This window comes from Arenicella chitinivorans (assembly GCF_014651515.1).
Taxonomy (GTDB): Bacteria; Pseudomonadota; Gammaproteobacteria; order Arenicellales; family Arenicellaceae; genus Arenicella; species Arenicella chitinivorans.
In genome coordinates, this window is sequence record NZ_BMXA01000002.1 from 176,573 (window position 1) to 203,037 (window position 26,465).

Below are 26,465 nucleotides of genomic sequence, written 5' to 3' on the forward strand. Positions count from 1 at the left end.
CTTATATTTCACCCATCTTGCGCAGTGCTTTATCCAATCCACTGAAATTTGGTCGCCGTACTTTTCTCGGTGCGCCATTATTCGATTGTGGTTTGCGACGAACCTGGTTCAAGGTCTCACTACCGCCAGTGCTTGATTGAAACCGTGATGGAACGCTGCCGCGATCGACATAAGAGGCTTGTTGTACTAGAAACGGCTCCAGTTCTTCGGCTTTTTTGACTACCAAAGCTAGGCTCTCAGTTGCACCAGCACGATCAAGTAATACCTCTGAATTTCGAATTTCTTTGATCGAGGCACCTGCGCCTTTAATTTTTTCGCCGACCGCATACAGCTCGGCTTTTTTGTTGCCGGACGTGATGATGGCGCGTGCCATTCCGCCACTACTATCCCAGAGAATTCCCTGCAATTTGAGATTCAATGTTGTCTTAACGATGGGTTTTTCTTTGACCTTCACGACCTCTGAGCCGAATAAGTTAGCGCGCACAATTGTCTGGGCTTGATACGTTGCACGTGCCGTTCGTTGCAGCGGGGCAATTTTCTGTGGCGTATAATTTTGTATGCGAACCGTATGTTGCTGGTAGGCGTCCCAGGCAACGCTGGTGGCAACTAGGACTAAGCATAAGGCCCCGAACACCCAAGCGATTAATGTACCGTGGCGTTGCCAGATTCGACTGGATGAAATGGAGTTCAGAGCGTTCATAGTCTATAGTTTACCTGATTCTCAAGCGTAGCCAACTCTATTCACAGTTGCTGTGAACGCCGCGCGCCGCTGTCGTACTCGCTAAAAAGGTGGTTTAAATTCGTGAAAATTGCTAAATTTCAATCACTTAGCAGACGCCAAAAGTGCTGGATGTGGTCGGCGTATTGGCGATTATGGGGCGTTTGGTGGTGCATTAAATTAAAGCAAGGTGCTTGGTTGAACACCAAATTGGATTTGACTGACACGGTTGATGCAGAAGTGGGCTCGGATGCAATTAAGACCGCGAGTCAGGTGCATGAGTCGGTGCGCTTGGCGGCGCGCTTGCATTGGTTGCCTCTGGCGTGTTTACCCAAGTCGATCGTGTTACTCGATATGCTGCAAACTATGGGTATTCCAGCGTGTCTCAAACTTGGCGTGAATAAACGCGAACAACAGTTTGCAAGCCATGCTTGGGTACAAGTAGGGAGCGCGATGATTGGCGAGCCAGAACACGTCAAAGATCGGTTTATAGAAATCCACCACCGCTGAGCAGGCTGAATCGCGTTTGAAAAAAAAGCGGCGTTTTAGAGCAACAGTAGGGTTGCTAAACCCAAAACAGAGAAATAGCCGACTACATCGGTGACCGTGGTGAGGGCAACACCACCAGCCAGTGCCGGATCAATATTCATTTTTTCCAAAAAAATGGGGATACAGACACCTGCGATTGCACCCATGAACAGGTTGGCGACCATGGCGGCTGCGATCACCAGCCCTAAATGCACATCCTGGTACCACAGTGCCGCGATCAACGCGATCACTACTGCCCAGATGATGCCATTCAGAATGCCAACTAAGGCCTCTTTTTTCAACACGTTGAACACATTGCCCCTTGAGATGGTACCAAGGCTCATGCCTCGGATCACGACAGTTAATGTCTGCGTCCCAGCGTTGCCACCCATGCTAGCCACGATCGGCATGAGCACCGCCAACGCGACCAACTTTTGGATTGAACCTTCAAATTGCCCAATCACCCATGAGCCAAGCAGAGCCGTTACCAAATTCACTGCCAGCCAGATGGTTCGACTGCGTGAGGTGCGAGCGACGGGTGCGAAGATATCTTCTTCTTCACGCAGACCCGCGGCGGCCATAATGTCATGTTCTGCCTGGTCACGGATCACATCCACCACGTCGTCGATGGTGATGCGTCCCAACAGGCGGCCAACATCGTCGACTACCGGCGCTGAGACTAGGTTATAGTCGGCAAAGGCTTTGGCAACATCCAGTTCGCTATCCAAACACTGAAAACTGACCGGTGATTCGACCGCATACTTGATTGCCTGATCACCACCTGGCGCCGTAAGCAGGATGTTGACTGGAAGGATGCCCGTGAGACGTTTATTGCGGTCCACCAGAAAGATTGAATCGGTATTGTCAGGTAGCGATGTTTTTAAGCGGAGGTAGTGCAGCACCACATCCAGCGAAACATTATCGCGTACCGAAATGGCATCGAAGTTCATTAAGCCACCGGCACTGTCTTCTGGATAAGACAGTACCTCGCCTAGGTTGTTTCGGGTTTCAACATCTACCGCGAATAAAACATCCGCAAGCAAGGCCTCTGGCATGTCGGGGATTAGGTCTGCAATATCATCAATATCCAGAACCTTGATGGCGTCAATCAACTCGCCTTTATCTAATTCATGCGCTAGATTTTTGAAAACTCCTTCGCTAAGCTCAGCTAACACCTCACCTTTGATATCCTCTGGAATGTGTGTCCAGGCCTGTGGTCGTTTTAGCGGCGTTAAGCGTTCGAGCGCATCCGCAATGTCGGCCGGATGCGCATCGGCAAACAAGGCTACAATTGCCGTCACGTTATCGGCGGCTAATAGTTCGTCAACATTGCTGATAGGGGGATTAGGTGATTGCACGCTTGATTTTACCGCTGACACAGGGGCGGCGATGTTTCTCCATGGATTGGGAATACCTGCATTATACCGAGGTGTGTGTGCCCGCGCATTACACTTCGAAAACACCGAGACCGGTGTTAGTCAGGGCGTCTATAGCGTATTGAGCTTACTCAGGTAATCGCGTGCTTCGATGGTGCTGTCAGCATTAATGACTTTGCCAACTAGGTACCTTAATTTGGTGGTGTCCACCGACATGATCTGTTGTTTCACGTTGAGTAGATACGTGGCGTCCATACTGAATCGGCGCAGCCCAAGTCCGAGAAGCAAACGTGTATACCGGTCATTACCGGCCATTTCGCCGCACAGAGACACCGGGATACCGGCTTTTTCACCGGCCCGGATAACCATTTTAATGAGTTGTAGGACTGCCGGGTGCGTAGGGTCGTAAAGATAATTAACCGCGTCATCCACGCGATCGATTGCCAGCGTATATTGAATCAGATCATTCGTGCCGATGGAAAGAAAATCCAGTTTCTGTGCGAATACATCTGCCATAATCGCAGCCGCTGGTACTTCGATCATACCGCCGATCTTGATGCGACGATCAAAGGCGATCCCTTCAGCCTTAAGTTCAGCTTTGGTGTGCTTAATAATGGTCAGTACCTGATTGATTTCATCGACGTTGCTCACCATTGGGATCAGGATGGATATTTTCCCATAGGCCGACGCACGTAAAATGGCCCGCAATTGCGGTTTAAACAAATCAATGTGATTTAAGCACAGACGGATTGCGCGCAACCCCAACGGTGATTCGCTGGAACTCTTATTTGGGTAGCCGAAACCGAGCTGTTTATCCCCACCGACATCTAAGGTGCGAATAACAACGGGCCGCTCGACACGAGTGACAATTTTCTTGTAGTCGCGAAACTGTTCGTTTTCCGTTGGTGCGGTGTCACGATTCATAAACAGATATTCGGTGCGATACAAGCCAATGCCCTCGGCATTAACACGTTTAACCTCACGCAGCTCTTTGGCGGTTTCGATGTTTGCCATGAGATGCACCCGTTCATCGTCCAAGGTCTTAGTCCGGCGTCGGATAAGCGTGCTCAGTTGTTTTTCACGCTCTCGTAGACGGCGTGCTTTTCCGCGGTATTCTTTGAGTACCTGATCACTTGGGTTGATCAGCACAATACCGCGTAAACCATCCACGATCAAAAGATCATCTTCCAGAATGTATTTACTGCTGCCGTGCAGGCCGACGACTGCAGGTAACTTGAGGCTGCGAGCCACGATGGCCGTATGTGATATTTGACTACCAAGGTCGGTGACAAATGCGACGATCTTGCGGCCGCGCACAAACATGGTTTCTGCCGGCGTCAGGTCTTTGCCAACGATGATCTTGCCACTCAGATCTTCGGTATTAAATTCGTCTAGCGTATGCGACACAATGCCCATTAAGTGGCGGAGTAGTCGGTCGGTGATGTGCTTTACGTCAACTTTCTTTTCGCGCAAATAGGTGTCTTCCATTTGCTCGAACACTTTAATGAGATTATTGGACTGAGTTTGCAGTGCGTATTCCGCGTTCACTAACTCACTGCGCATGATCTGAATCGATTCGTTGATTAGCAGCGGGTCCCGTAGCATTAGCATGTGCGCATTGATAAATGCGGCGCTTTCTTTGGGGGCGCTGGTGTCGAGATTATTGAGCAGCGCTTGGTACTCCTGTTCTGCGTCCACCACAGCCTGCAGGAACCGTTCGACCTCAATCTCGACTTTGTCTGGTTTGATGCGCAGGAAGGGTGGCTCAATATCGGTCGACTTCAGCACATAGGCTTTGCCGATCGCGATACCGCGTCCAATGCCTGAGCCAATCAAACTGAGCATGGTTTATTCTTCCTCATCGAAATAGTTGTTGATTAATCCGGTCACCGCGTCCATCGCGGCCCGTTCATCATCGCCGTCGGTGCGGATGACAATCTGACTGCCTTGTGATGCTGCCAGCATCATAACGGCCATAATGCTCTTGGCGTCAGCGGTCTGGCCCGCAAACTGAATCTCTACGCGACTACCGAAGCGACTTGCTGTACTGACGAGTTTGGCGGCGGCACGTGCATGCAGGCCTAATTTATTTATGATTTCGATTGGTTGTTCAAGCATGTGTTGTATGTCGTAACTCCCGATGTCGTGCTAGGGTATGCAGGGTTTTGTTTTGTGAGAAGTGTTGCCAGAGTTGATTCACCAAATACACCGATCGGTGCTGGCCGCCGGTGCAACCGATTCCGATGGTAATGTAGTTGCGATTATCGGCGATAAAATGTGGCAGCCAGTAGGCAACGAAATCTCTAATCTGTTGCAGCATGGCGTGCGTTAGATCCTGTGCAGATAGGAAGTCTGCAACGGGTTGATCCAGTCCAGTCAGCGGTCGCAATTCGGGCTGCCAATGCGGGTTTGGTAAGCAACGCACGTCGAACATAAAATCAACATCGGTTGGGTTGCCGTACTTAAAACCAAACGATTCGAACAACAACGTAACAGCGCGTCCATCATCTTGGACACTTTCATCACGAATAATGGTACGCAGCTCATGTGGAGTGGTGGTCGACGTATTAATACGACGGTCGGCGATGCTGTAAAGGTAATCCAGCAGCTCGCGTTCTTTATGAATGGCCTCGAGCAAGGAGGTGTTTTCATCTGATAACGGATGCTTGCGTCGTGTCTCGCTGTAGCGTTTTAACAGTGTGTTGTCGTCGGCATCGAGAAAGATAACCCGGGTCTCCACATGAAAAGACGCGAGCGTGTCGAAGCTGTTTTTCAGATCGCCGATAAAATCCTGGTTGCGTGAGTCAATGCTGACCGCGCAGTTATGATGGGTGGTGTTGTTTCCGAGTACGCGTGCTGCCATTTCTGGTACTAGCGACGCGGGTAAATTGTCAATGCAATAAAAGCCGAGATCTTCCAGCACTTGAAGTGCGATGGACTTTCCGGAACCGGATGTTCCGCTAATGATGAAGAATTTCGGGGCGCTCATCGATGTGTTGGTGTTATGACCAGTCTCCAATCAGCTGAATTATATCCTGTGCCGACACGGCATCAGCAACGTCGGCTTTATGTTGATTGTCCGACATCATGCGTGCGATGTCCGCTAACAAATTTAAGTGATCCTGTGTGGCCTCCGTGGGCACTAAGAGACCAAAGGCAACATTGACCGGTTCTCGATCCAAGCTGTCATAGTCCACTGCGCTTTTGAGGGTAATAATGGCGACGATGGCCTTGTTTGCCTGCGGACAACGCGAGTGCGGCAACGCGACTCCATTGCCGATACCGGTATTGCCGAGTTTTTCACGTTCCCAAAGCTGTAGGTAGATGTCTTTCTCTTTCGTGAGTTCCCCATCTTCCTCAAGGTCAACATCGCGATTTAACGGAATAGTCAATAGACGTGCCATTTCTTCAAGTAGCTTTTTTCGGCTGCCGATGTCGGCATGCACCACGATCAGTTCGGCGTCCAGGGTTTGAAACAGGAAATTGGATGTGGTCATGATGAAAAAGCGTGTTGCGTGCAGTGGAATTGTGTTTGGAAATAGTGACGAAAACGCTGTTAGCGGCGAGCCAACAGTGTAAAAGGTTTTGGGGTAGGATGGAATGAATATAAAAAATCCACCTCAGCGACCGATCAACTCGCTCGCAATGTTGGTGGATTTTAGTGATTGCCTGTTTTTAGCGCAATCTATTCGAGACCGCCGGTATCAAAATCCTGATCCTTTAGCGCGCCGCCATTACGGTGATGATTGGTAATCTTTTCTTTGTGTTTTCGAACCTGTGAATCCAGTTTATCTGTCAGATCGTCGATGGTCGCGTACATATTATCGGAGTCCGCGTGCGCATGAAGGGTCACTCCTTTGGCGTTCACCGTAGCCTCGGCTTTGTGGTGAATCTTTTCGACGTGAAGCACCACATCAATACTGTTGAGATGATCGAAGTGCCGTTCAATGCGTTCCATCTTTTCGCCGATGTAATGCTTCATTGAGTCGGTTAAATCAATTTGGTGCCCTGAGATAGTTAACTGCATATGATTCTCCTGTTCTATTGACGAGATTTTTTCGCATTCCCGTCGTTCTTGTGATGCACATTGCTGAACGTACTGTCCTTCGGACTTTGAACGCTCTACTACTGCTATTGCGCCCAATTCTCTTGGTTTCAAGACGATAATTATTACAGCATCGTATTAGACCAATGATTTACGTTGACTTGATGGTGCGATTTGCATGCTTTCGCGATACTTTGCGACGGTGCGCCTCGCAACAATGTGCCCCTGTTGCTCCAGTTCTTTGGCAATTTTGCTGTCGCTTAACGGCTTTGCTTTGGATTCAGCATCAACCATCTTACGAATCAATGAGCGAATAGCAGTAGAACTGGATGCAGTGCCATCAGTCGAGTTGAGTGCACTGGAAAAAAAGTACTTCAATTCAAATACGCCCCTCGGTGACAGCAGGTACTTACCTGCCGTGGCGCGAGAGATCGTGGATTCGTGCATTTCGAGCTGTTCGGCGATGTCTTGCAACACCATGGGTTGCATGGCTTGATCACCCTGTTCAAAGAAGGCTTGTTGACGTTCAATAATTGCTTCCGCCACCAGGAGTAAGGTGTCATACCGGCTCATTAGCCCTTTAATGAACATCTTGGCTTCTAACAGGTTTTGCTGAATAAACTCGCTGCCTTCTTTATCGATATCCCGCTTCAGCATATCGGAATAGGTTTGGTTCAGGCGTAACTTAACCTGGTTGTCAGGATTTAGATGGGCCCGCCAAACACCGTTGACTTTCTTGATGTGAACGTCCGGAATGATGTAATTCTGATTGTCGCTTTTGAATTCGCCACCAATGCGGGGATTTAAGTGCGTGATTAGGTTCAGGCTTTCGGATAGCGCGCGCTCTGACACGTTAAGTGACTTCTTTAATTTCGCCAGATTGCGCGTGCCTACCAGATCAAGGTGTTCCGACACGATCTGCTTAGCCAGCTCAAGGCCTCCCGTGTCTGGCGGTAACTGGTCGAGCAAAATGTTTAATCGTTCGTTCAGATTGCGCGCGCCAACACCGATTGGCTCAAGTGTTTTGATTAAACTCAATACTGCGTGCACCTCATCTTCGTCGACATCGGCATCGATCATTGTGGTGACCTCAGCCAGCTCGGCATTCAGGTAACCTTCATCGTCTAAACAACGCAGTAGGGCATTCGCAATTTGCTTGTCCTTGGCGCTCAAGGTGGTCATTTGAATTTGCCAGTCCAAGTGCTCGAACAGCGATTCCTGCTTGGACACAAACTGCGTGAACTCTGTGTCCGTTCCACCGCTACCAGTGCTAACATTACTGACACGATGCGACTCAAATGTCTCCTGCCAGTTGCCGTTATCGTCAGCCAGCTCTGAGGTGGCGTCCGTTGTTCCTGTGTCAGTCGCCCGCGACTCCGTGTCGGCATTTGGTTGGTTTATAAGGGTCTCATCGCCGCCATTCAGGTCGGTTTGTTCAGACTCGACGCGCTCCAGCAACGGGTTCGAATCCAAGGCTTGCTGGACTTCTTGCTCAAGTTCTAAAGCGGGGAGTTGCAATAACTTCAGGCTTTGTTTCAGCTGTGGCGTTAGAGTTAATTGCTGAGAGAGCTTGAGATTAAGGGATTGTTTCATCTACAACCAAATTTCACTATGCGAATGGTGCGTGAATCCGGCCCGAGGGCCTATCGGATTCGGATACCGAGACAATCAATTCTAGACTCATCAAAGTGACTATGCCATCAAATTTTGGAAATTCCGCGGCGCACTAAATGAGATGGATTGTTTGTTAGTCGTTTATAGATCGTGGATGCGCCGTTAGATTTTGAATTTTGAGCCGAGGTACACATCGCGGACCCCTTGGTGACTGAGGATCTGCTTAGCGGTGCCTTCGGTTAACACGCGTCCCTCAGTGAGTATGTAGGAGTGGTCACATATATCCAATGTCTCGCGGACATTGTGATCAGTGATGATGATACCGATACCGGTATTTCGTAGATAATCGATGATTTGTTGAATGTCGCCAACAGAGATTGGGTCAATGCCGGCAAACGGTTCGTCCAGCAAAATAAAGTAAGGCTTGAGCGCGATCGCGCGGGCAATCTCCGCGCGTCGTCGTTCGCCACCGGACAGAGAGATGCCCAATGTGTGGCGTTTGTGACCGATATTGAATTCTTCCAGCAGCTGCTCGACTCGGCGACTGCGCTGTTGAGGCGAGAGACTTTTGTCTGTTTCAAGTACTGCTAAAATATTTTCTTCTACCGTCAATTTACGAAAGATGGATGGCTCTTGCGGAAGGTAGCCAATCCCCAGGCGTGCGCGCGAGTGCATCGGTAGGTGGCTGATGTCCTGGCCATTCAATAGGATTTTACCGCTGTTGCTGCGGACTAGGCCAACCACCATGTAAAAGCTCGTAGTTTTGCCAGCCCCGTTTGGTCCCAATAAGCCAACAACCTGACCGCTTTCGACCGAGATGTTAATTTTTTTAACAACCTGCAGGCCTTTGTAGCTCTTACAAAGGTCTTTGGTTTCCAGAATACTCATGGGCTATTTCGGGTTGATAATCAGTCGCGAGCGGCCGGAACGTGTTGGTTCTTCCACTTCATCTTGTTGCGCGTCTTCGACATCCGCATTCTGGTCGACTTCATCCGTGGTTTCGTCAGCGTTTTCGGAATCGGTTGCGCTTGTCTTTGCGGTTTCGGCTTTCTTCTTGGTTACCTTGCGCTGCTTCGGTGGCGCCGGCCCGTCTGGGTTGGTGGCAAAAGGATCTTTAATGCTGCGTTTACCGTCTTGCCCTTCGGCGCCAGTGGATTTGAGTCGAGCGCCACCTTGCACCTTTAAGGTGTCGTTAGCCATGTTGTACACGATTGTTTCGCCACGAGCAGTCTGAGGACCTTGTTTTAATGCGGCTTTGCCGATCAGAGTCAGGGTATTCGCTCGCTGATCCACAACAATTTTCTTGGCCCAGCCTTCGACATCATGTTGTTTGCCGTCAGGTCGCTGTTTGAAGCGCGCCAACGAGCCCCACATGGTCGCGGATTTCAGTTCGCTACCATCGTACTCAGCGATCAGCTTGTCAGCTTTGAGGCGCAGAGTGCCTTGGATAGCGAGTACATTGTTGATGTATGTGCGAGTGCCTTTTTTGAAGTCAAACTCAATATCGTCGGCCTCAATATCAGCAGGTTGGTCTCGGTCTGATTTCAAGGCCATAGCCTGACCAGATAGGGTCAGTATGGTAAGGGCCAACAGCAGTTTGGTGGTGAATTTCATCGATCGTGGTTTTGTTGTGTCTCAGTTGGGTGCTTGTGCCGTGCTCTCAATCTGTCTAAAGCGGACTGTATGGGCTGCAAAATATAGCATACAAGCTGACTGGTGGCTGAACGTGTATCGCGCACAGCCATTTTGGCGTCTTCTAGATGCGGCCAGAGTAGAGTTAATAATAACCTTCCTTAGTTTTATCCAAAATAATTCGCATGCGTTTGGCCTTCATAGTGCCGCCGGGTCCACGCGAATCTGCCTCGACCACCACACGCACATTACCGGTCATTAAGATTTCATCGCCCGTGGAATTCATCCAGCCGGAGTCAGCGTAGGTATGCCGTGGTGCAAAGCCTACTTCGTATTCAACCACATGCGGGTTATCCAGCAGGGCGGTGTCGTCGTCTGGAAAATGCGCCATCCGGTCCGCTTTGAGCTGGAACCGTCGCTGGCCATTCTTGTCTAGGCCAGTCGCAATAAAATTCTCGATGTAATAATCAGGGTCATGCCGGTCTTTGTAATTTCGCAGCTCTGGCTCGTCCTCCATCATGGCGGTCTGCAAATAGATCCCAAATAGGCCAATGAGACCTAGGATTGCAATATAGAGCAGTGACTCAGCTTGTTTCACGGTTCAAAATTTGTGTCTGGTTTGGGGTCTATTGCTGGGCCGTTTTGCCCAAAGGGTATGCGTTCTGGCTATAGAGTAATACATCACAGATGGCGCGCACAGCTCCCTGACCACCTGTTAATGGTGCAACCCAATCTGCGATTGCCAGGACGATGAAGTGGCCGTTCTGAACCGAAAATTTTAAACCACATTGCTGCATAACCGGCAGGTCGATCACGTCATCACCTGTAAAAGCGCACTCGGCGTCATCGAATTTAAGGTCGCGTTTGAGCTGTTCAAACACGGCCAGTTTATCGTTAACGCCGAGGTGGCAATGACGCACGCCAAGGTCTTGCATACGCTTGCGCAACGCTTGTGAATTGCGCGCCGAGATAACCCCAACTTCAATGCCTGCCAATTGCAGCATCTTCAGGCCGTGGCCGTCCAGTGCGTGAAATACTTTAACCTGTTCCCCGTCAGCGCTGTAGTGCAACTTGCCGTCGGTCAGCACGCCATCCACGTCGAACAGGGCTAACTTGATCAATTTAGCCTTCGCGGTCACGTCGGCCGGAACGTCGTAAGGGAGTTTAGGAAGTTGGTTCATAACACACCTGCGCGCAGAAGGTCTTGCATGTTGACAGCGCCGACCACTGTATCATTGTCGACTACTAAGACACCACTAATGCGCTTGGTTTTCATTACCGACACCAGTTCGGCAGCCAAGGTGTTCGGCGTGGTGGTGGTGGGGGCGGAGGTCATCACAGCGTTAATGGGTGTGTCGATGCTGAGTCGTTTTGCCAGCGTGCGGCGTAAATCACCGTCAGTATAGATGCCGACCAGCTTGTCTGTCGCGTCAATCACGCCGGTCATGCCGAGCCCTTTGCCTGACATCTCCACTAACGCGTCGGACAACAGGGCCGTATCCGACACCAATGGTACCTCGTCACCTTTGTGCATGATGTCTTCAACGTACAATAGTAAGCGGCGACCCAAAGATCCGCCCGGGTGTGAGCGCGCGAAATCCTGCTCATTAAAATCACGCGCGTTCAGTACAGCTATCGCCAACGCATCGCCCATCGCCAAGGATGCGGTGGTGCTGGCCGTTGGCGCTAGATTCATGGGGCAGGCTTCCTGTGCAACGGGCACATTCAAATACACGTCAGAAAGCCTTGCGAGTGTGGATTCTGGCGCACTGGCCATGCCGATCAATGGTACACCCATGCGCTTAATGATGGGAAGAATCGCGAGCACCTCACCGGTTTCACCAGAGTTGGATATTGCCAATACCAGATCTTTGGGAGTAATCATTCCCAGGTCACCATGGCTGGCTTCGCCGGGATGTACGAAGAATGCTGGCGTACCAGTGCTGGCCAAGGTGGCAGCGAGCTTGTTGGCGATGTGTCCGGATTTGCCCATGCCGGTAACCACCACGCGACCTTCGCAAGCTAGAATTGATTCGCAAGCTTGTTCAAAGGTGTGATCCAAGTGCTCGATTTGCGCAGCAACAGCCGTCGATTCGATGCTCAGCACTTGCCGGGCTGACTCCAGAAATGATGATTTTTTCATAGCGATTTACTCTAGCGCTGCACTGAAGAAAGATCAAACAGAAGCCACGACCAAAAACGCGACATATCCGATATAGGCAGCCAATAAACATCCACCGGCGAGCCGACCGATTTGCCGTCGAAACAGCGCAAGCAGCATCATGACAACCGTGAAGGTCAACATTATCGGGAAGTCGCGCCACAGTGCGCTGGTATCAATTGCGGTGCTGCGTAGAGCGCCGGTAAGCCCCAGGACTCCGAGTGTGTTGAAGATATTGGAGCCGATAATGTTGCCGATGATCATATCGTGCACGCCTTTGCGCGCGGCAGCCACTGCAGCAGCCAGCTCCGGTAGGCTAGTTCCAATCGCCACAATCGTCAGCCCAATGATCAGTTCGCTGACGTTAAAGTATTCTGCAATGGTGGTGGCGCCTAAGACAAGAATACGAGAGGCTAGGATTAACAGCACGATACTGGCAATGGTGTATAGCGAGGCAGTAAGGGTCGATTTCCCCTTTGGATGTGTCACTGCCAGTACGTCATGCTCATGCACACTCGCAACCAATTCCTCGGCCGTCATTTGTGGATGCTGGCTAGCGCCGGAACTGCGCGCGGACCAAACAAGATACGCAATCAGGATCGCCAGCAATAACGCGCCGTCGATATGTGACAGTGTGCCGTCAATAACGACCAGGACAGCGACCAACCCCGTGGCCAAAACCATGGGAATATCGACTTTAGCTGTGCTTGAGGCGATTGGTAATACGCGAATCAGCGCCGCGCTACCTAGCACCAGTCCAATATTGGTGATATTGGAGCCGAGCGCATTGCCCAGTGCCAAATTTCCTTTATCGTCCAAGGCTGCCATGGCTGACACAAACAGTTCCGGCGCCGACGTGCCGAAACCAACAATAATAATGCCAACCAGCAGTGGTGAAATGCCGAGCCGGCCGGCAAGCTCGGACGCATTGTCGACCAGTAAATCGGCACTCCACATTAACAGAAAGAAGCCACTAATAATAAAAATGATGGCTAATGCGATCGACATAGGCAGAATGGTCTCGGAACTGGGAAGGTTTTCGGGCGAAGTTTGTTGCGCGTAGTGTGTTGGTTTCGGTCACAAATTGCAACAAAGTAGAGACCGATGTTGGATGCTTTACGCGTTGGGCACCGGTCATTTCTTCCTCATGCTCACACGCTATAATAAAGAGTATGTAAATCGTTAAGAGGACGTAATAATGTTAGAGAAAGTTGAAGGATTTGTGAACGAGCCACTGCCACGAAAATTTTTGTTTTTCGATGAAATGATCACGCCGTCTTTGGTCCAAGCGGCATACTGGCTCGGCCTGGTGTGTGTTATCTGGATTGGGCTTGAGAAGCTATTTCATGGTGGATTCTTTGGGATTTTCGAGGCCGTAATTTTTGTGCTGTTTTCGTCAATCGCCCTAAGAGTTATTGCGGAAATGGTGATGCTGTTCTTCAAGATGAACGCGACCATGGAGGTGGTAGCCAAAAACACCACACCAGCGCCTGTCTCGGCTGCGCCGACACCGAAACCGGTGCGCAAAACGCGCAAAAAAGTCAGTAAAAAAGTGACTAAGAAAACGGGTGGGGAATAAGTTTCGCCAAACGGCTTGTATTTTTGCCGTTTAGACCCTAACTATTGGTTAATTTTCTGTTCAGCAAATTTGTGTATGCTTAGTGCTGCGTGAGGTTCGGATTGTATCCTGGCATCTCGCTGGGCATCTGAACGAAATGAACACCTTGGGTCGCGTTAATTTTAAATGCCGAACTCATTGCCTTGATCGTAAGGCGCAATCTATTCTTACCCAACTTTTGGAGTTGTACGCATGAAATTTATTTTGTCACTGAGTCGTAACACACTTGTGATGTTTTCTTTATTGCTGCTGGCGGGACAGGCGCACGCCATGAAAGCCCCGGACGTGGTCGTTAAGGAAACAGTTGACCGTATGGTCTCCCAATTGCAGAAAAATCGTGAGTTGTACACTGCGGATAACAAGGCTTTGTATGCCATGTTGGATAAAACGCTGGTACCTGCGTTGAATGTAGATCGCATGGCGGACCTGATTTTAGGCCGTGAAGTTTCGAAGTCTGCATCGGCAGCGCAAAAGAAGGCGTTCATTAAAGAGTTCAAGACCTTTCTATTACAAAGCTATGCGACGGGATTATTGAGTGCCACGGGGGATGAAAAGGTGATTTATGAGCCGGTTGATCTGGCGCCCGGGGCAGACCGTGTGAAAATTAAAGCGACGTTGATCTCAGCGACCGGTTCCTCATACCCAATCGTATTATCAATGAGCAATAAGGGCGACACTCAATGGCGAGCTTACAATCTGGAAGTTGTCGGCATCAATGTCATTCGCACTTACAAAGCCAGTTTTGCTGCCACATTGCAGCAAAAGGGTATTGACGGTTTGATTGCGGATTTGAAGGCGAAAAACAAAGCATAATCGCCCGCCAAGTATTTTTAATGCAACGTTTGTGTGCGAGCCAACCAGTGGTTGGCTCGTGTTGTTTTTAACTCCAGCAGTAATGAAGTGGTGAATAACGTGACCGCACCGAAAACAGCCATCACAGTTGATGGTGTTAGCAAGCGATATGGTCGCCTGCAGGCACTCGATAATGTGAGCTTTGATATCTATCAAGGTGAATTTTTTGGGTTACTTGGCCCCAATGGTGCCGGGAAATCCACCTTGATTAGTGCGTTGGCAGGCTTGTTGCGTGTCGATCAAGGCCAGTTAAGCATCATGGGTGCTGACGTGGTCAAAGATTATCGGCGCGCGCGTCAGAATCTGGGCGTGGTGCCGCAGGAAATCGTCATGGACCCGTTTTTTACCGTGCGCGAAACGTTGGAGTTTCAGTCCGGCTATTTCGGTATTAGGAATAACGGACAATGGATTGATGAACTGTTAGATCAGCTTAATCTTGCGGATAAGGCTGACACCAACATGCGGAAGTTGTCGGGCGGTATGAAACGTCGTGTGTTGATTGCGCAAGCGTTAGTGCACAAGCCGCAGGTGCTAGTATTAGACGAACCAACCGCCGGGGTTGATGTTGAATTGCGCCAGTCCATGTGGCGCTTCGTGCGTCGCCTGCATCGCGAAGGGCACACTATTGTGCTCACGACGCATTATTTAGAAGAGGCGGAAGAATTGTGTGACCGGATTGCCATTATTAATCAAGGGCAGATGATCGCGCTCGAGAGCAAAGAGGATCTACTCGCGCGCGGCCTGGGGTCAACTTTGCATGTCCGAGCAACACACCCGATTGACGCGATTCCCAAAGAGTTTAAAGCCCGTATCACCAAGCTTGAGGGCAATGTGCTCGAGATGACCCTGAAGCGAGATGTCGATTCCGTGATGGATATTCTGGATCGCTTGCGTGCCGCGTCCATGAAAATTGACTTCGTGAGCGTAGTGAACGACAAGCTGGAAGATGTGTTTGTGCGTTTAACCGGCAATCAGGGAGACAATTGAGATGAATTGGTTATCGTGTTACACCCTGTTTAAAAAGGAAGTGCTGCGCTGGGTCAAAGTCTGGTTACAGACGGTGCTGGCGCCAGTAGTGACTGCCTGGTTGTATCTTTTGGTGTTTGGCCATGTTCTGGAAGGTCGAGTCGAAGTATTTGACGGGGTTAGTTATACCCAGTTCCTAATACCTGGTCTGTTGATGATGACGGTGATTCAAAATGCCTTTGCCAATACCTCATCCAGTATGATTCAGTCCAAGGTGATGGGCAGCATCGTGTTCGTGCTACTACCCCCATTCTCGGCACTTGAAATGTTTTTGGCCTATATCGGCGCGGCGGTAATGCGCGGGTTGGCGGTTGGTGTCGGTGTGTTTATTTTGGCGGTTTGGTACGCACATGTGCCAATTGATAACTTCTTCATCATCTTGTTATTTGCGGTATTGGGCAGTTATACCCTCGGTGCGCTTGGCCTGATAGCGGGCATGTGGGCTGAAAAGTTTGATCAGATCGCCGCGTTTCAGAGTTTCCTTATTGTGCCTCTCACCTTTTTGAGTGGGGTCTTTTATTCGATCAACTCGTTACCCGAAATGTGGGCCACACTGTCGCATTGGAACCCATTTTTCTACATGATCGACGGTTTTCGTTATGGCTTTTTTGGCCAGTCTGACCAACCCGTTCTATTCAGCTTTCTGGCCATGGCCGCGGCGGCTTTGGTGTTGACGATCGTTTGTCTGGTGTTGTTGCAGCGAGGATACAAATTACGCGACGCTTAATGCACGAAATCCGCATAAGCTTGCTGGTTGCGGCTTAGGGTTTCCGGTATCCTTGCGCCGAGTATTTAACAACATTGTGAACACACCATGGTGACACCTGAGCAATTAAAAACTTGGATCGAAGCGGGCTTCGAGAATGCACACGTGACAGTGGATGGCGACGGTCATCATTTCGAGGCGGTGATTGTGGCTACGGAATTTGAAGGTAAAAGCCGAATCCAGCGTCATCAACTGGTTTATGGAGCACTGGGTGACAAAATGAAGGCAGAGGTTCACGCTTTGTCGATGAAAACAATGACTCCATCTGAGGCGCAATAGTTTTATTTTTGAGGTATTAAACATGACAGAACAAGTATCAATGCACGACCAGATCAAAGAGACGGTCACAAATAATGAAATCGTATTGTTTATGAAGGGCAACGCGAGCTTTCCTCAATGTGGTTTTTCAGGCCGAGCTGTACAGATATTGAACGCGCTGGGTGCAGAATTCGTTACTGTCGACGTGCTGAGTAATGATGCCGTCCGTCAAGGCATTAAGGATTTTTCGAATTGGCCGACGATTCCACAGCTCTATGTTCGCGGTGAATTTGTTGGCGGATGTGACATCATGACTGAGATGTATGAGTCTGGTGAGCTGAAGCAAGCCTTAAGCGCGTAAGCTGAGAGTTAAAAAGATACATGGATAAACTCATCGTTACGGGTAACGGTCCGCTGGATGGCGAAGTGCTGATCTCCGGTGCTAAAAATGCCGCATTGCCGATCTTGATTTCCTCGCTACTGGTGGATGGCAAACTTACATTGAGTAATGTGCCGCACCTGCAAGACATTACGACCACCATGAGCTTACTCAGTTATCTTGGGGTCGAGATGGAAGTCGATGAGCGCATGAAAATTTGCGCTGATGCGAGTGGTCTAAATCAGTCACGGGCACCGTACGACTTGGTTAGAACCATGCGCGCATCGATCTTGGTATTGGGCCCGCTGGTTGCTCGATTGGGACATGCCGAGGTGTCGTTACCCGGTGGCTGCGCCATTGGATCTCGCCCCGTGAATCTGCACATCAAAGGTCTCGAAGCCATGGGCGCCAAGGTGGTGATCGAAGATGGCTATATTAAGGCAACCTGTAAACGGCTGAAGGGCGCACGTATCTTTATGGATATGGTCTCTGTAACCGGCACCGAGAATTTAATGATGGCTGCGGCGCTGGCGCAAGGCACCACCGTGATCGAAAACGCCGCGCGTGAACCTGAGATTGTTGACTTAGCAAACTGCTTGAACGCCATGGGCGCGAAGGTCAGTGGCGCGGGTACCTCGGAATTAGTGATTGATGGTGTGGATTCGCTGCACGATGCAGAACACCGCGTTATTCCGGATAGAATTGAAACCGGAACTTATCTTGTTGCCGGTGCGGTGACGCGTGGTCGAGTGAAAGCGCGGGCGACCGAGGCGACCTATATGGACGCCGTTTTAGATAAGTTAGTCGAAGCGGGCGCTGATATTTCGATTGACGGCGATGCCATTGAATTGAATATGCATGGCAACCAGCCGAAAGCGGTCGACATTCACACTGCGCCGCATCCGGCGTTCCCAACGGATATGCAGGCGCAATTCGTGACTATGAATGCCCTAGCCAAGGGCAGTAGCAAAGTGGTTGAAACCATCTTCGAAAATCGGTTTATGCACGTACAAGAGCTGCAACGCATGGGTGCGGACATCGACCTAGAGGGCAATACCGCATTTATCCAAGGGCGCAATAAACTGCGCGGCGCACCGGTAATGGCGACGGATCTTCGCGCCTCTGCGAGCCTGGTTTTGGCCGGACTCATGGCCGATAAGCCAACTGTCATAGACCGCATTTATCATATTGATCGTGGATATGAGAGTATCGAAGAAAAATTGTTACGCTTGGGCGCCAATATTCGGCGAATTCCAGGCCATGTCTGGGATAAGGACCCGAGTCTGCAGGCGCTAGTCCAATAGTCGGAGTTGGAACATGATTACCATCGCACTGTCCAAAGGGCGGATTCTCAAACAAACCATTCCTTTGTTAGAACAGGTTGGAATCCAGTTATTGGATGATCCATTCGTTAGTCGCAAATTAATTTTTGCGACTAACGTCGACGATATTCAGTGCGTGATCATTCGCGCTACCGACGTACCAACCTACGTGCAATTTGGTGCGGCGGATCTTGGCGTCGTTGGTAAAGATGGCTTGTTGGAGCATGGTGGCGAAGGTCTTGCTGAATTACTCGATCTGGGTATCGCCAAATGTCGTTTGATGACCGCGGTGCCGGCCGAGCGCGACTTCAACTCTCGCTCCGATAAGCGTATTCGAGTGGCAACCAAGTATGTGAAGTCAGCTCAGCGCTACTACCAATCGAAAGGCATTCAGGCTGAAATTATCAAATTGTATGGGGCTATGGAACTTGCGCCGCTGGTCGGGTTGGCGGACGAAATAGTGGATTTAGTGGAGACCGGCAGTACCTTAAAAGCCAATAATCTGGTGGCCAAGGATTTGGTGGCAAATATCTCCTGTCGTCTGATTGCTAACGCGGCATCGTTGCGCGTGCAACACGATACTATTCGGACTTTGGTCGACAAGCTTACACCGCACACGCTGAGTTTATCGAATTCCTAGTTGAGGTCGTTATCATGCATGTGTCAATGAAAAAACTGTACACCGAAAGCGCGCAATTTGACAATCAACTCACGGAGTTGCTACACCGCGATCAACCGAGTGAAAACGGGGTTGATGAGTTGGTGGCCGAGGTGGTCGCAACCGTACGCCATCGAGGTGATGCGGCACTGTACATCTACACCAAGAAGTTTGATGGGTTTGACGCCGAAGCGCGCGGGCTGGAAGTGCCGCAATTTCGCTTGCACCAAGCGCTGGATGCGATTCCATCTAAACAGCGTGAGTCACTGGAGTATGCGGTGGCTCGGGTTCGTGCGTATCACGAACATCAGCAACAGGAGTCTTGGCAAATAGCCGAGTCCGATGGCACGATATTGGGCCAAAAAGTGACGCCCATGCAACGCGTCGGTTTGTATGTGCCTGGTGGCAAAGCGACTTACCCGTCGTCGGTAATCATGAATGCGGTGCCTGCCAAGGTGGCCGGTGTCAAAGAGTTGATCATGGTTTCCCCGACTCCTAATGGTGAATTTAATGACATGGTGCTGGCAGCGGCTGTGTTGTCCGGTGTTGATCGGGTGTTTCGAGTTGGGGGCGCGCAGGCAATTGCTGCGCTCGCTTATGGCACTGAGACCATTCCGGCGGTCGATAAAATCACCGGCCCGGGTAATATTTATGTGGCAACTGCTAAGAAGCAGGTGTTTGGTAAGGTCGGCATCGATATGATTGCGGGTCCGTCAGAAGTACTCGTGATTGCTGATGACAGCGTGGACCCTGACTGGGTAGCGATGGATTTGTTTGCGCAGGCCGAGCACGATGAGATTGCACAGTCCATTCTGCTGACCATGGATGACGTGGTCGCCGAGCGGGTACAGCAGTCGATTAATCGGCTGTTACCGACCATGGAGCGTGCGGACATAATTCAGCAGTCATTAAAAAATAATGGCGCGCTGATTATTGCGGATTCGCGTGATGCTCTGGTGTCAGTTGCAGATCAGATTGCAGCGGAGCATCTGGAAATTTTTACCCAGGATGCTGAGCAACTGGCGCAGGACATCAGCCATGCTGGAGCGATATTTATTGGGCCGTACAGCGCGGAGTCACTGGGTGATTATTGCGCTGGTCCAAATCACGTGTTGCCAACGGCTGGCACTGCGCGCTTTAGTTCGCCATTGGGCGTGTATGATTTTCAGAAGCGTACCAGCATCATTCAGGTGTCGCAGGCTGGCGCACAGTCAATCGGTCAGCATGCGTCCGTCTTAGCGCGTGGCGAGTCACTCACCGCACATGCTCGGTCGGCAGAGTATCGCTTGCAGAGCGAAGGCGACTAGTGCGGCCTGCCTAGGGAAGCTGTTCCGTTAGATAAGCCAGATAAAGAACTCGACGACCAGCCACACCAAGGCCGCCACGATCAACATCAAGGTGCCGTTAACGGTGTATTTGAGTGCTTTATAGGCGGGTAAGTTGGTCTCTTTCAAGCGTTTACCTTTCTCCAGTAACGGCACCAAAGTGCTAAAAGTGCGATTGGCAAACCCGCGTTTGTCCTCATCGGTATTCGGTACCACCGTGGCCTTCATTAAGAGCTTATAAGGCCAATTCAATATATGGCCTAACCAGGACATCGGCCGGTCAACATCGCACATCAGAATGAGACGTGGTTTGTCGGCATCATTGTGCGCGAAGTGTAGAAACGTTACGTCAAACAGGAGTGGTTCACCATCGCGCCAAGAATACGGTGTATCGTCAATGCTGATGTAGCAGCGATCGTCGTTGGGCGTGTCTAGACCTAGGTGGTAACGCAAGGAACAGGCAACCGGATCAAGGTGGCGAGTTAATTGTCCGCCTGGAGGTAATACGGAAAACATAGCGCCATTAACTTCGGGAATCTGGCTCAGAATTTCCAGCGTTTTAGGACAGGTGCGCTTGGCCGATTCATGCGTATAGCCGTACCAGTTTAGGTAAAATTTGGTCCAACCATATTTGTAGAATGTGCGAAAGCCAATGTCATAGTACGATGCGGAGTCTTTGTTGCTGATCTGGTCAAAACCGCCGACGGCCATTAGCTCGATCGCCTCGTTGCGAATGACTTCCCAGTTTTCCTGTAGCGCTTTGAGCTCCGGGAATTTTGCCATATCCATAATGGCCGGACGTGCGCGCGGCTTGGTGAAAAGATACAGCAGACAATTAAACGGCGTAAACAAAGGCCACCCTTTGCGAACGTATTCGCCAAAGCCACTCCAGCGCGCCTGACCGCGATATGCGTAGGCATAAGTTAAAGACCCGGCCACAAACAGCGCCAGGAAAATCATGATGGCAATACTCATATCGATACCGCTAATATAGTCGACAGACGTCAGTTGCAGGAGAATATAGCTCAAATGGTGTTTAGACCCCAGTACTCTGTGAGAAATAGCTGATAGAAAAAGCGGATTGCGGCGCTTTGAATTCGCTGATAGTCTTGTTAGACATAATGACAATTAGGAGAAGGAATGATGCTGGCGCTACATGCACGTGCCCTCAGCTCTGAGGAGCTGGCTACTGACCATCTGGCGGATAATCCGGCCGGTGGAAAGTCTATTTCTGTTCTGCAGCTTGATCAGGCGAATGCACAATTCGAGCAACTGCTAACGGATGATTCTCTGATTGAGCAGATCGATCAGCTGTATTCCGAAACCGGTGCAGTGCTCTTGCGTGGGCTACCGATCGCGGATACCTACCAAGCCGAGCAGTTACTTGCTGCATGGGGAGTGACATTCGATGACGAATATTTGGGTGGTGCCAGTCCGCGCAGCAAACTCAGTGAGCATTTTTTCACCTCGACCGAAGCGCCGCCTTCGTACGTAATTTCATTTCACACTGAGATGTGTTACCTGAAACAACGGCCCGGTAAGGTATTCTTCTATTGTATTACTGAGCCGGCGCGCTACGGCGAGACACCGGTGTTCAATTGTGCTGCCATGCTGGACATGTTGAGTCCTGCTACCAGAGACAAAGTTGAACGTTTAGGAATGATTTATCAGCGTTATTTCGGCACACGCAAAGCAAAGTTTTTTAACGTGTATAAAACCTGGTATGACGCGTTTCATGCTGAAACGCGTGAGCAGGCAGAAGCTGCTTGTCGTCAACAGGGCCTGGAATGGGAATGGCAGCCTAATGGTGGTTTGATAACCCGAGCTAAGATGCCGGGCGTGATGCTCGATGCGAACAGTGGTCAGCCGTGTATTAGCTTGACCTTGTACAATGGTGAGGCAGCGCCGTATGATCTCTCTAAATTCGCGCACCGCATTCCTGTCTTGCAGCGTTTCGGCCTGAGTGCGTTTATTCGTGCCCAGTACTTCAAAAAGAACGTGTTTATGCGTACATTATGGGGCGACGGTTCACCCATCAGTCGTGCCGAAACTCGGGAATTGATTGATGTAGCATGGCGAGCCGCAACTCTGTTCCGCTGGCGTCAGGGTGATCTACTCATTTTGGATAATATTCGGTGTGGTCACGGTCGTTTGAACGTTGAGGCGCCAAGAAAGATTGCCGCGGCACTGGGTGATCCATACCAGATTTAATCAACCAAACCAGTATGTCAAAACCTTTAGAGTTTATTGAGAAGCCTGCGCAAGAGATGTTGGCCACATCAGAGTCGTTTATGAGCACATTGCAGCGGCGTCGCACCGTACGTGATTTTTCTGCACGCGCGGTCGACCCAAAGATCATCGAAAATGCCGTACGCGCAGCAGTTTCCGCACCCAGTGGGGCAAATAAGCAGCCGTGGCATTTTGTCATTGTGCAGGATGCCAAGGTGAAACGTGAAATTCGGCGCGCTGCGGAGATCGAAGAGTATGAGTTTTATCATGGTCGAGCACCTCAGTCTTGGTTAGATGATTTGAAGGTTTTTGACACCGATGAGCATAAACCCTTTCTGGAAACGGCCCCTTTTTTAGTCGCCGTTTTTCTGCAGCGCAACTCGGTGGATGACGAGGGTAACAAACAAAAGAATTACTATATGCCCGAATCCGTGGGGATCGCTACCGGCATGCTGATCTCTGCCTTGCATTTTTCAGGTTTAGCCACCTTGACGCACACGCCGAGTCCGATGAAATTCCTGAATCAAATTCTCGACCGTCCGGCGAACGAGAAACCGTATATGTTGATTGTGGCAGGCTATCCTGAGGTCGATGCGACCGTGCCGGATATACGGCGTAAACCGTTCAATGAGGTATGTAGTCGCTTCTAGCGCGGTTGCCGTGCGAGGCAGCGAAGCAGGTGGTCTCGTGTCGTCGTCGGGTCAATGACGGCATCGATCTCTAATACGCTGGCTACTTCATTGGCCTGACCACGTGCATATTGCTCGGCCAGCAGTTTGTCATACAGTGCTGCGCGTTCTTGCGGATCGTGGATGGCTTGAAGTTGTTTACTGAATCCGAGTTTTACTGCGCCTTCCAGGCCCATCGGGCCAAATTCAGCCATGGGCCAGGCCAGGGTGTAGTTCGGGTGTTGCGTGCTACCACTCAGCATGGCTTGCGCGCCGAGGCCATAACATTTACGCAATACCACGGCATAAAAGGGTGTGCGCAATTGCGCGCCGACGCGAAAAAGTTCCGCCAAACGTCGCACTGCACCCAAGGTTTCGTGCTCTGGGCCAACCATAAAGCCGGGTGTGTCGCAAAATGAGACTATCGGAATACTGAATTGGTCGCACAGCTGCATAAACCGTGCCGCTTTTTCCCCGGCGGCGACGTCGATCGCGCCACCGAGCACCATGCAATCATTCGCCATAATGCCAACTGGCTGCCCGTTGAGTCGCGCAAAGCCGGTGATGATCGCACCACCGTAGTGTGGTCGTAACTCGAGCCAAGAGTCGACATCGCAGACGGTCTGAACGACCTCTCTCACCTGGTAAGTTTGGCGTCGGTTTTCTGGCATGATGCTGGCAAGGCGGTGTTGCTCAGCTACCTCGAAAACACTGTTAGTACCCTGAAAAAACGCGAGGGCCTTTACAGCTATGCGAGCCGCGTCGATCTCGTCTTTGGCCACAATATCGACCACGCCATTGGATTGTTGAACCTCAATCGGTCCAATTTGTTGTGGTGTAACGCTACCGAGGCCGCCACCTTCAATCATGGCCGGACCGGCCATGCCAATCCAAGACGTTTGGGTTGCGATGGTAATGTCCGCCGCACCGAACAAAGCCGCATTGCCGGCAAAGTTATAACCGTTGGCAACGGCGATTCGAGCAACGTGTCCGGCCAGGCCAGCCCAACTGCCGAAAGAGGCGCACTGCAGACCAGAATTCACTGTGGTGATGTCGGTATCGCCGGGTCGCCCGCCGCCACCTTCGGTAAACATGATGACGGGTAGTTTTTGTTGTTCCGCCACCAATAATATCCGATCGAGTTTCTGGTGGTGGTAGTAACCTTGCGTGCCAGCCAGCACCGAATAGTCATTGACGACGATCGCCGTGGCTTGATCGTTCACTTGTCCGATGCCGGTGATGATGCCATCTGCGGCGGTGGTTGTTTTTAGTGTTTCATAGTCGTGACGCCCGCGCTGTGCGGCAACGGCAAACTGTCCATATTCCTGAAAGGTTTCAGGGTCACACAGAGCGGCTAGATTTTCTCGAGCACTGCGGTAGCCTTTAGTGTGGCGTTTTTCTACTGCCTCTGCGCGGTGTGAGTCGAGCGACTTAGCCACGCGTTTATGGAACGCGGCGATGCTGGTGTGTGCTGCATCAGAAACGGCTTCGGGCGTGGTGGATTGCTGCGCGCGAGTACCAGGTACGCTTAATTTAAGTAATGGATCGCCACGTTGAATAACCGCGCCCGGCACGGCGTAGACGGCGTCGATGACCGCAGCATGTTCGGCGTCAACGCGTACGTGCACTTTCATAGACTCTAATAGTATTAGCAGGTCGCCGGCATTGACTGCCTGACCGGATGTGACGTGGACTTCTAACACGGTGCCGGTCAAGGGCGCCGTTACCTCAAGCTGATGTGGCGTCATAAAGCATGTGGAAAGGACTAGTGGTGCGAGAGCCGGAGTAAGCGAGCTTCGGGACCATCGGTGAGGACGTATAGAAATCCGTCTGGTCCGACGGCAATATCGCGAAGGCGTTCACGCAGATCTGGATAAACGATGCCGAGGTCGTCGAGCTGACCATCGGTGTTAATTTTGATCTTGCGGATGGCGCCTTCGGCGAGGGCTGTGACATAGAGATGCCCCTCAGAATAGGCCATGCCAGACGGCGCAATTGATGGTGTCCAGTCTAGCAGCGGTTGCTGCATATTCGGGTAGTCAGTAAAGGGCGAGATTCGTGCTCCGCTGTAGTCGATACCTTGGGTTATCACTGGCCAGCCATAATTTTTCCCGGGCTCAATTCGATTGATCTCATCCCCACCTTGTGGTCCATGTTCGTGCTCATAAACAGTATCCGCCACGAGAGTCAGCCCTTGCATGTTTCGATGTCCTATTGACCAGATCTCGGGTTTAGCCCCAGGTTGACCGATAAACGGATTATCATTGGGGGCTTGTCCCTCGCGGTTCACTCGGATGATTTTCCCCAAGTGTGAATCGAGTCGCTGAGCCTGTTCGCGATAATTGAACCCATCGCCAACGGTAAGCAACAGTGTGTTGTCAGGCAGTTGCGCTATTCGTCCAGCGTAGTGGTGTGGAGTGGCGCGCGTTGGTGCGCTGGTGAATAACACGCGCACGTTCGTCAGTTGGTTCTGATCAAGTTCAGCGGCTACCAGCCGGGTTGCATTTGCTTTGGCGTCTCCGTGTGCCAAGCTCAGATACAGCGTGCGATTATTGGCAAACTCGCGGTCGAGTTGTATGTCGAGCAAACCACCTTGCCCAGCGTGATACACCGAGGGCACATTGGCGATTGAGTCTGGCTGTAGTTGACCATCCCGAACTACGCGAATACGGCCAGCGCGCTCGGTAATCAGAATGTCGCCTTGCGTTGTGAACGCCATCGCCCAAGGCGACTTGAGTCCAGAGGCAACGGTGGTGATGTTAGAGTCCGCCACCGCGAGTTGAGTACTCGTTAGTGACAGGCAAAACAAAGCGAAGCCTAGTTTAAATGTTTTTTTCATGATGGTATTTCTGCATTACGCCCCGGTTTTAAACGCCAGAATAGCCAGCCACCAACTAGGCCAGCGACGCCCTGCATGAGCAAGCCAAGATTGCTGCGTGCGCCTGCAATCGGCATCAGTTGTAATTGCCAGCTCATTAACAGTAAGAGCGTGATCACCGCACTCATGCCTGCGACCATAAACCAGAGTCGTTCAGCGCCACCGATAAAGCGATGGCATACGGCGGCAATGATGAACGCGATCAGAAAAGCAGCGCCTATCGCCATACCCAAGGTTTGTAAGATCGCAAAATCGTCAATGGTCATTTTGAGCTGCGTTGCAAACGAGATCGGAATATCGATGGCTCGCAATTCAGACAGCACAAAATGACTGGAAAATACCGAACTTGTGACGCTGCCACCCAACACGGCTACCAACCAGGCAGCCGTGTAGTGAAAGAAACGACGCATAC

Annotated in this window: 30 protein-coding genes; 12 read left to right on the forward strand and 18 right to left on the reverse strand. The window is 50.8% G+C overall.

Features of this window, described 5'->3' with window-relative positions:
- Position 1: 1 nt before the first annotated feature.
- Positions 2 to 700 (reverse strand): type II secretion system protein N, encoded by a 699-nt coding sequence (locus tag IE055_RS05970; RefSeq protein WP_189399113.1) that lies wholly within the window; start codon positions 698 to 700, stop codon positions 2 to 4.
- A 102-nt stretch (positions 701 to 802) separates the two neighbouring features.
- Between IE055_RS05970 and IE055_RS05975 the strand changes: the two genes are divergently transcribed.
- The gene (locus IE055_RS05975) at positions 803 to 1,228 is read left to right on the forward strand and encodes a lasso peptide biosynthesis B2 protein (RefSeq protein WP_189399114.1); all 426 of its coding nucleotides are present in this window, start codon (positions 803 to 805) and stop codon (positions 1,226 to 1,228) included.
- 35 nt (positions 1,229 to 1,263) lie between these two features.
- Here the strand turns inward: IE055_RS05975 and mgtE are convergent, their stop codons facing one another.
- The 13 genes from mgtE to IE055_RS06040 form a co-directional block, all read right to left on the reverse strand.
- Positions 1,264 to 2,604, reverse strand: a complete 1,341-nt coding sequence (gene mgtE / locus IE055_RS05980) for a magnesium transporter (protein ID WP_189399115.1) — start codon at positions 2,602 to 2,604, stop codon at positions 1,264 to 1,266.
- Between the two features lie 129 nt (positions 2,605 to 2,733).
- Entirely contained in the window at positions 2,734 to 4,467 is a 1,734-nt protein-coding gene (ptsP, locus tag IE055_RS05985; protein ID WP_189399116.1) for a phosphoenolpyruvate--protein phosphotransferase, read from the reverse strand.
- Positions 4,468 to 4,470: 3 nt separating this feature from the next.
- On the reverse strand, positions 4,471 to 4,740 hold the full coding sequence (locus IE055_RS05990; protein ID WP_189399117.1) for an HPr family phosphocarrier protein: 270 nt from the start codon (positions 4,738 to 4,740) through the stop codon (positions 4,471 to 4,473).
- Entirely contained in the window at positions 4,733 to 5,611 is an 879-nt protein-coding gene (rapZ, locus tag IE055_RS05995) for an RNase adapter RapZ (protein WP_189399118.1), read from the reverse strand. Before rapZ ends, IE055_RS05990 begins: the two co-directional genes overlap by 8 nt.
- A gap of 13 nt (positions 5,612 to 5,624) precedes the next feature.
- Complete coding sequence (locus tag IE055_RS06000) at positions 5,625 to 6,119, reverse strand: PTS sugar transporter subunit IIA (RefSeq protein ID WP_189399119.1); 495 nt, start codon at positions 6,117 to 6,119, stop codon at positions 5,625 to 5,627.
- A 188-nt stretch (positions 6,120 to 6,307) separates the two neighbouring features.
- The gene (hpf, locus tag IE055_RS06005; RefSeq protein ID WP_189399120.1) at positions 6,308 to 6,649 is read right to left on the reverse strand and encodes a ribosome hibernation-promoting factor, HPF/YfiA family; all 342 of its coding nucleotides are present in this window, start codon (positions 6,647 to 6,649) and stop codon (positions 6,308 to 6,310) included.
- Between the two features lie 156 nt (positions 6,650 to 6,805).
- The gene (locus IE055_RS06010) at positions 6,806 to 8,260 is read right to left on the reverse strand and encodes an RNA polymerase factor sigma-54 (protein ID WP_189399121.1); all 1,455 of its coding nucleotides are present in this window, start codon (positions 8,258 to 8,260) and stop codon (positions 6,806 to 6,808) included.
- 183 nt (positions 8,261 to 8,443) lie between these two features.
- The gene (lptB, locus tag IE055_RS06015; protein WP_189399122.1) at positions 8,444 to 9,169 is read right to left on the reverse strand and encodes an LPS export ABC transporter ATP-binding protein; all 726 of its coding nucleotides are present in this window, start codon (positions 9,167 to 9,169) and stop codon (positions 8,444 to 8,446) included.
- A gap of 3 nt (positions 9,170 to 9,172) precedes the next feature.
- Positions 9,173 to 9,895, reverse strand: coding sequence for a lipopolysaccharide transport periplasmic protein LptA (gene lptA, locus IE055_RS06020; protein WP_189399123.1), 723 nt, complete (start codon positions 9,893 to 9,895; stop codon positions 9,173 to 9,175).
- A 163-nt stretch (positions 9,896 to 10,058) separates the two neighbouring features.
- Complete coding sequence (lptC, locus tag IE055_RS06025; protein WP_189399124.1) at positions 10,059 to 10,511, reverse strand: LPS export ABC transporter periplasmic protein LptC; 453 nt, start codon at positions 10,509 to 10,511, stop codon at positions 10,059 to 10,061.
- Positions 10,512 to 10,539: 28 nt separating this feature from the next.
- Positions 10,540 to 11,094 (reverse strand): KdsC family phosphatase, encoded by a 555-nt coding sequence (locus tag IE055_RS06030; protein WP_189399125.1) that lies wholly within the window; start codon positions 11,092 to 11,094, stop codon positions 10,540 to 10,542.
- Entirely contained in the window at positions 11,091 to 12,056 is a 966-nt protein-coding gene (locus IE055_RS06035) for a KpsF/GutQ family sugar-phosphate isomerase (protein WP_189399126.1), read from the reverse strand. Before IE055_RS06035 ends, IE055_RS06030 begins: the two co-directional genes overlap by 4 nt.
- Before the next feature lie 33 nt (positions 12,057 to 12,089).
- The gene (locus tag IE055_RS06040) at positions 12,090 to 13,082 is read right to left on the reverse strand and encodes a calcium/sodium antiporter (protein WP_189399127.1); all 993 of its coding nucleotides are present in this window, start codon (positions 13,080 to 13,082) and stop codon (positions 12,090 to 12,092) included.
- A 190-nt stretch (positions 13,083 to 13,272) separates the two neighbouring features.
- Here IE055_RS06040 and IE055_RS06045 point away from each other — a divergent pair, with 190 nt between their 5' ends.
- The 9 genes from IE055_RS06045 to hisD all read left to right on the forward strand — a co-directional run bounded on the left by IE055_RS06045 (position 13,273) and on the right by hisD (position 20,260).
- Positions 13,273 to 13,653, forward strand: a complete 381-nt coding sequence (locus tag IE055_RS06045; protein WP_189399128.1) for a DUF4282 domain-containing protein — start codon at positions 13,273 to 13,275, stop codon at positions 13,651 to 13,653.
- A 231-nt stretch (positions 13,654 to 13,884) separates the two neighbouring features.
- The gene (locus IE055_RS06050) at positions 13,885 to 14,505 is read left to right on the forward strand and encodes an MlaC/ttg2D family ABC transporter substrate-binding protein (RefSeq protein ID WP_189399129.1); all 621 of its coding nucleotides are present in this window, start codon (positions 13,885 to 13,887) and stop codon (positions 14,503 to 14,505) included.
- Between the two features lie 99 nt (positions 14,506 to 14,604).
- Positions 14,605 to 15,531, forward strand: a complete 927-nt coding sequence (locus tag IE055_RS06055) for an ABC transporter ATP-binding protein (protein ID WP_229794167.1) — start codon at positions 14,605 to 14,607, stop codon at positions 15,529 to 15,531.
- Position 15,532: 1 nt separating this feature from the next.
- Positions 15,533 to 16,297, forward strand: coding sequence for an ABC transporter permease (locus IE055_RS06060; protein WP_189399130.1), 765 nt, complete (start codon positions 15,533 to 15,535; stop codon positions 16,295 to 16,297).
- A gap of 87 nt (positions 16,298 to 16,384) precedes the next feature.
- Positions 16,385 to 16,615 (forward strand): BolA family protein, encoded by a 231-nt coding sequence (locus tag IE055_RS06065; protein ID WP_189399131.1) that lies wholly within the window; start codon positions 16,385 to 16,387, stop codon positions 16,613 to 16,615.
- 22 nt (positions 16,616 to 16,637) lie between these two features.
- The gene (gene grxD / locus IE055_RS06070; protein WP_189399132.1) at positions 16,638 to 16,955 is read left to right on the forward strand and encodes a Grx4 family monothiol glutaredoxin; all 318 of its coding nucleotides are present in this window, start codon (positions 16,638 to 16,640) and stop codon (positions 16,953 to 16,955) included.
- A 20-nt stretch (positions 16,956 to 16,975) separates the two neighbouring features.
- Positions 16,976 to 18,277, forward strand: a complete 1,302-nt coding sequence (murA, locus tag IE055_RS06075; RefSeq protein ID WP_189399133.1) for a UDP-N-acetylglucosamine 1-carboxyvinyltransferase — start codon at positions 16,976 to 16,978, stop codon at positions 18,275 to 18,277.
- Between the two features lie 13 nt (positions 18,278 to 18,290).
- Positions 18,291 to 18,935 carry an ATP phosphoribosyltransferase gene (gene hisG / locus IE055_RS06080; RefSeq protein ID WP_189399134.1) on the forward strand — a complete coding sequence of 215 codons (645 nt, stop codon included), beginning with the start codon at positions 18,291 to 18,293 and terminating at the stop codon, positions 18,933 to 18,935.
- A gap of 26 nt (positions 18,936 to 18,961) precedes the next feature.
- Entirely contained in the window at positions 18,962 to 20,260 is a 1,299-nt protein-coding gene (gene hisD / locus IE055_RS06085) for a histidinol dehydrogenase (protein WP_229794168.1), read from the forward strand.
- A gap of 27 nt (positions 20,261 to 20,287) precedes the next feature.
- Here the strand turns inward: hisD and IE055_RS06090 are convergent, their stop codons facing one another.
- The gene (locus tag IE055_RS06090; RefSeq protein ID WP_189399136.1) at positions 20,288 to 21,307 is read right to left on the reverse strand and encodes an aspartyl/asparaginyl beta-hydroxylase domain-containing protein; all 1,020 of its coding nucleotides are present in this window, start codon (positions 21,305 to 21,307) and stop codon (positions 20,288 to 20,290) included.
- Between the two features lie 114 nt (positions 21,308 to 21,421).
- Here IE055_RS06090 and IE055_RS06095 point away from each other — a divergent pair, with 114 nt between their 5' ends.
- Positions 21,422 to 22,489: a TauD/TfdA family dioxygenase gene (locus IE055_RS06095; RefSeq protein ID WP_189399137.1), complete on the forward strand. Its 1,068-nt coding sequence runs from the start codon at positions 21,422 to 21,424 to the stop codon at positions 22,487 to 22,489.
- A gap of 14 nt (positions 22,490 to 22,503) precedes the next feature.
- Positions 22,504 to 23,157 (forward strand): nitroreductase family protein, encoded by a 654-nt coding sequence (locus IE055_RS06100; RefSeq protein WP_189399138.1) that lies wholly within the window; start codon positions 22,504 to 22,506, stop codon positions 23,155 to 23,157.
- Here the strand turns inward: IE055_RS06100 and IE055_RS06105 are convergent.
- The 3 genes from IE055_RS06105 to IE055_RS06115 are packed head-to-tail and all read right to left on the reverse strand — an operon-like array spanning position 23,154 to position 26,463.
- The gene (locus tag IE055_RS06105) at positions 23,154 to 24,923 is read right to left on the reverse strand and encodes a carboxyl transferase domain-containing protein (RefSeq protein ID WP_229794169.1); all 1,770 of its coding nucleotides are present in this window, start codon (positions 24,921 to 24,923) and stop codon (positions 23,154 to 23,156) included. The genes IE055_RS06100 and IE055_RS06105 overlap by 4 nt on opposite strands.
- A 17-nt stretch (positions 24,924 to 24,940) precedes the next feature.
- Positions 24,941 to 26,014 carry a PQQ-dependent sugar dehydrogenase gene (locus IE055_RS06110; RefSeq protein ID WP_189399139.1) on the reverse strand — a complete coding sequence of 358 codons (1,074 nt, stop codon included), beginning with the start codon at positions 26,012 to 26,014 and terminating at the stop codon, positions 24,941 to 24,943.
- Entirely contained in the window at positions 26,011 to 26,463 is a 453-nt protein-coding gene (locus IE055_RS06115) for a hypothetical protein (RefSeq protein ID WP_189399140.1), read from the reverse strand. The genes IE055_RS06110 and IE055_RS06115 overlap by 4 nt, the downstream gene beginning before the upstream one ends.
- Positions 26,464 to 26,465: the final 2 nt, after the last annotated feature.

Excerpts from the sequence above, each read along its gene's own strand:
- hisG (WP_189399134.1), top strand. The coding sequence starts at position 18,291 with ATGATTACCATCGCACTGTCCAAAGGGCGGATTCTCAAACAAACCATT.
- IE055_RS06000 (WP_189399119.1), bottom strand. The coding sequence starts at position 6,119 with ATGACCACATCCAATTTCCTGTTTCAAACCCTGGACGCCGAACTGATC.
- IE055_RS05990 (WP_189399117.1), bottom strand. The coding sequence starts at position 4,740 with ATGCTTGAACAACCAATCGAAATCATAAATAAATTAGGCCTGCATGCA.
- IE055_RS06095 (WP_189399137.1), top strand. The coding sequence starts at position 21,422 with ATGCTGGCGCTACATGCACGTGCCCTCAGCTCTGAGGAGCTGGCTACT.
- hpf (WP_189399120.1), bottom strand. The coding sequence starts at position 6,649 with ATGCAGTTAACTATCTCAGGGCACCAAATTGATTTAACCGACTCAATG.
- IE055_RS06110 (WP_189399139.1), bottom strand. The coding sequence starts at position 26,014 with ATGAAAAAAACATTTAAACTAGGCTTCGCTTTGTTTTGCCTGTCACTA.
- lptA (WP_189399123.1), bottom strand. The coding sequence starts at position 9,895 with ATGAAATTCACCACCAAACTGCTGTTGGCCCTTACCATACTGACCCTA.
- IE055_RS06105 (WP_229794169.1), bottom strand. The coding sequence starts at position 24,923 with ATGACGCCACATCAGCTTGAGGTAACGGCGCCCTTGACCGGCACCGTG.
- ptsP (WP_189399116.1), bottom strand. The coding sequence starts at position 4,467 with ATGCTCAGTTTGATTGGCTCAGGCATTGGACGCGGTATCGCGATCGGC.
- grxD (WP_189399132.1), top strand. The coding sequence starts at position 16,638 with ATGACAGAACAAGTATCAATGCACGACCAGATCAAAGAGACGGTCACA.
- IE055_RS06030 (WP_189399125.1), bottom strand. The coding sequence starts at position 11,094 with ATGAACCAACTTCCTAAACTCCCTTACGACGTTCCGGCCGACGTGACC.
- IE055_RS06050 (WP_189399129.1), top strand. The coding sequence starts at position 13,885 with ATGAAATTTATTTTGTCACTGAGTCGTAACACACTTGTGATGTTTTCT.
- IE055_RS06115 (WP_189399140.1), bottom strand. The coding sequence starts at position 26,463 with ATGCGTCGTTTCTTTCACTACACGGCTGCCTGGTTGGTAGCCGTGTTG.
- IE055_RS06010 (WP_189399121.1), bottom strand. The coding sequence starts at position 8,260 with ATGAAACAATCCCTTAATCTCAAGCTCTCTCAGCAATTAACTCTAACG.
- rapZ (WP_189399118.1), bottom strand. The coding sequence starts at position 5,611 with ATGAGCGCCCCGAAATTCTTCATCATTAGCGGAACATCCGGTTCCGGA.
- murA (WP_189399133.1), top strand. The coding sequence starts at position 16,976 with ATGGATAAACTCATCGTTACGGGTAACGGTCCGCTGGATGGCGAAGTG.
- IE055_RS06065 (WP_189399131.1), top strand. The coding sequence starts at position 16,385 with ATGGTGACACCTGAGCAATTAAAAACTTGGATCGAAGCGGGCTTCGAG.
- IE055_RS06040 (WP_189399127.1), bottom strand. The coding sequence starts at position 13,082 with ATGTCGATCGCATTAGCCATCATTTTTATTATTAGTGGCTTCTTTCTG.
- IE055_RS06045 (WP_189399128.1), top strand. The coding sequence starts at position 13,273 with ATGTTAGAGAAAGTTGAAGGATTTGTGAACGAGCCACTGCCACGAAAA.
- lptB (WP_189399122.1), bottom strand. The coding sequence starts at position 9,169 with ATGAGTATTCTGGAAACCAAAGACCTTTGTAAGAGCTACAAAGGCCTG.
- hisD (WP_229794168.1), top strand. The coding sequence starts at position 18,962 with ATGAAAAAACTGTACACCGAAAGCGCGCAATTTGACAATCAACTCACG.
- IE055_RS06060 (WP_189399130.1), top strand. The coding sequence starts at position 15,533 with ATGAATTGGTTATCGTGTTACACCCTGTTTAAAAAGGAAGTGCTGCGC.
- IE055_RS06100 (WP_189399138.1), top strand. The coding sequence starts at position 22,504 with ATGTCAAAACCTTTAGAGTTTATTGAGAAGCCTGCGCAAGAGATGTTG.
- IE055_RS05970 (WP_189399113.1), bottom strand. The coding sequence starts at position 700 with ATGAACGCTCTGAACTCCATTTCATCCAGTCGAATCTGGCAACGCCAC.
- IE055_RS06035 (WP_189399126.1), bottom strand. The coding sequence starts at position 12,056 with ATGAAAAAATCATCATTTCTGGAGTCAGCCCGGCAAGTGCTGAGCATC.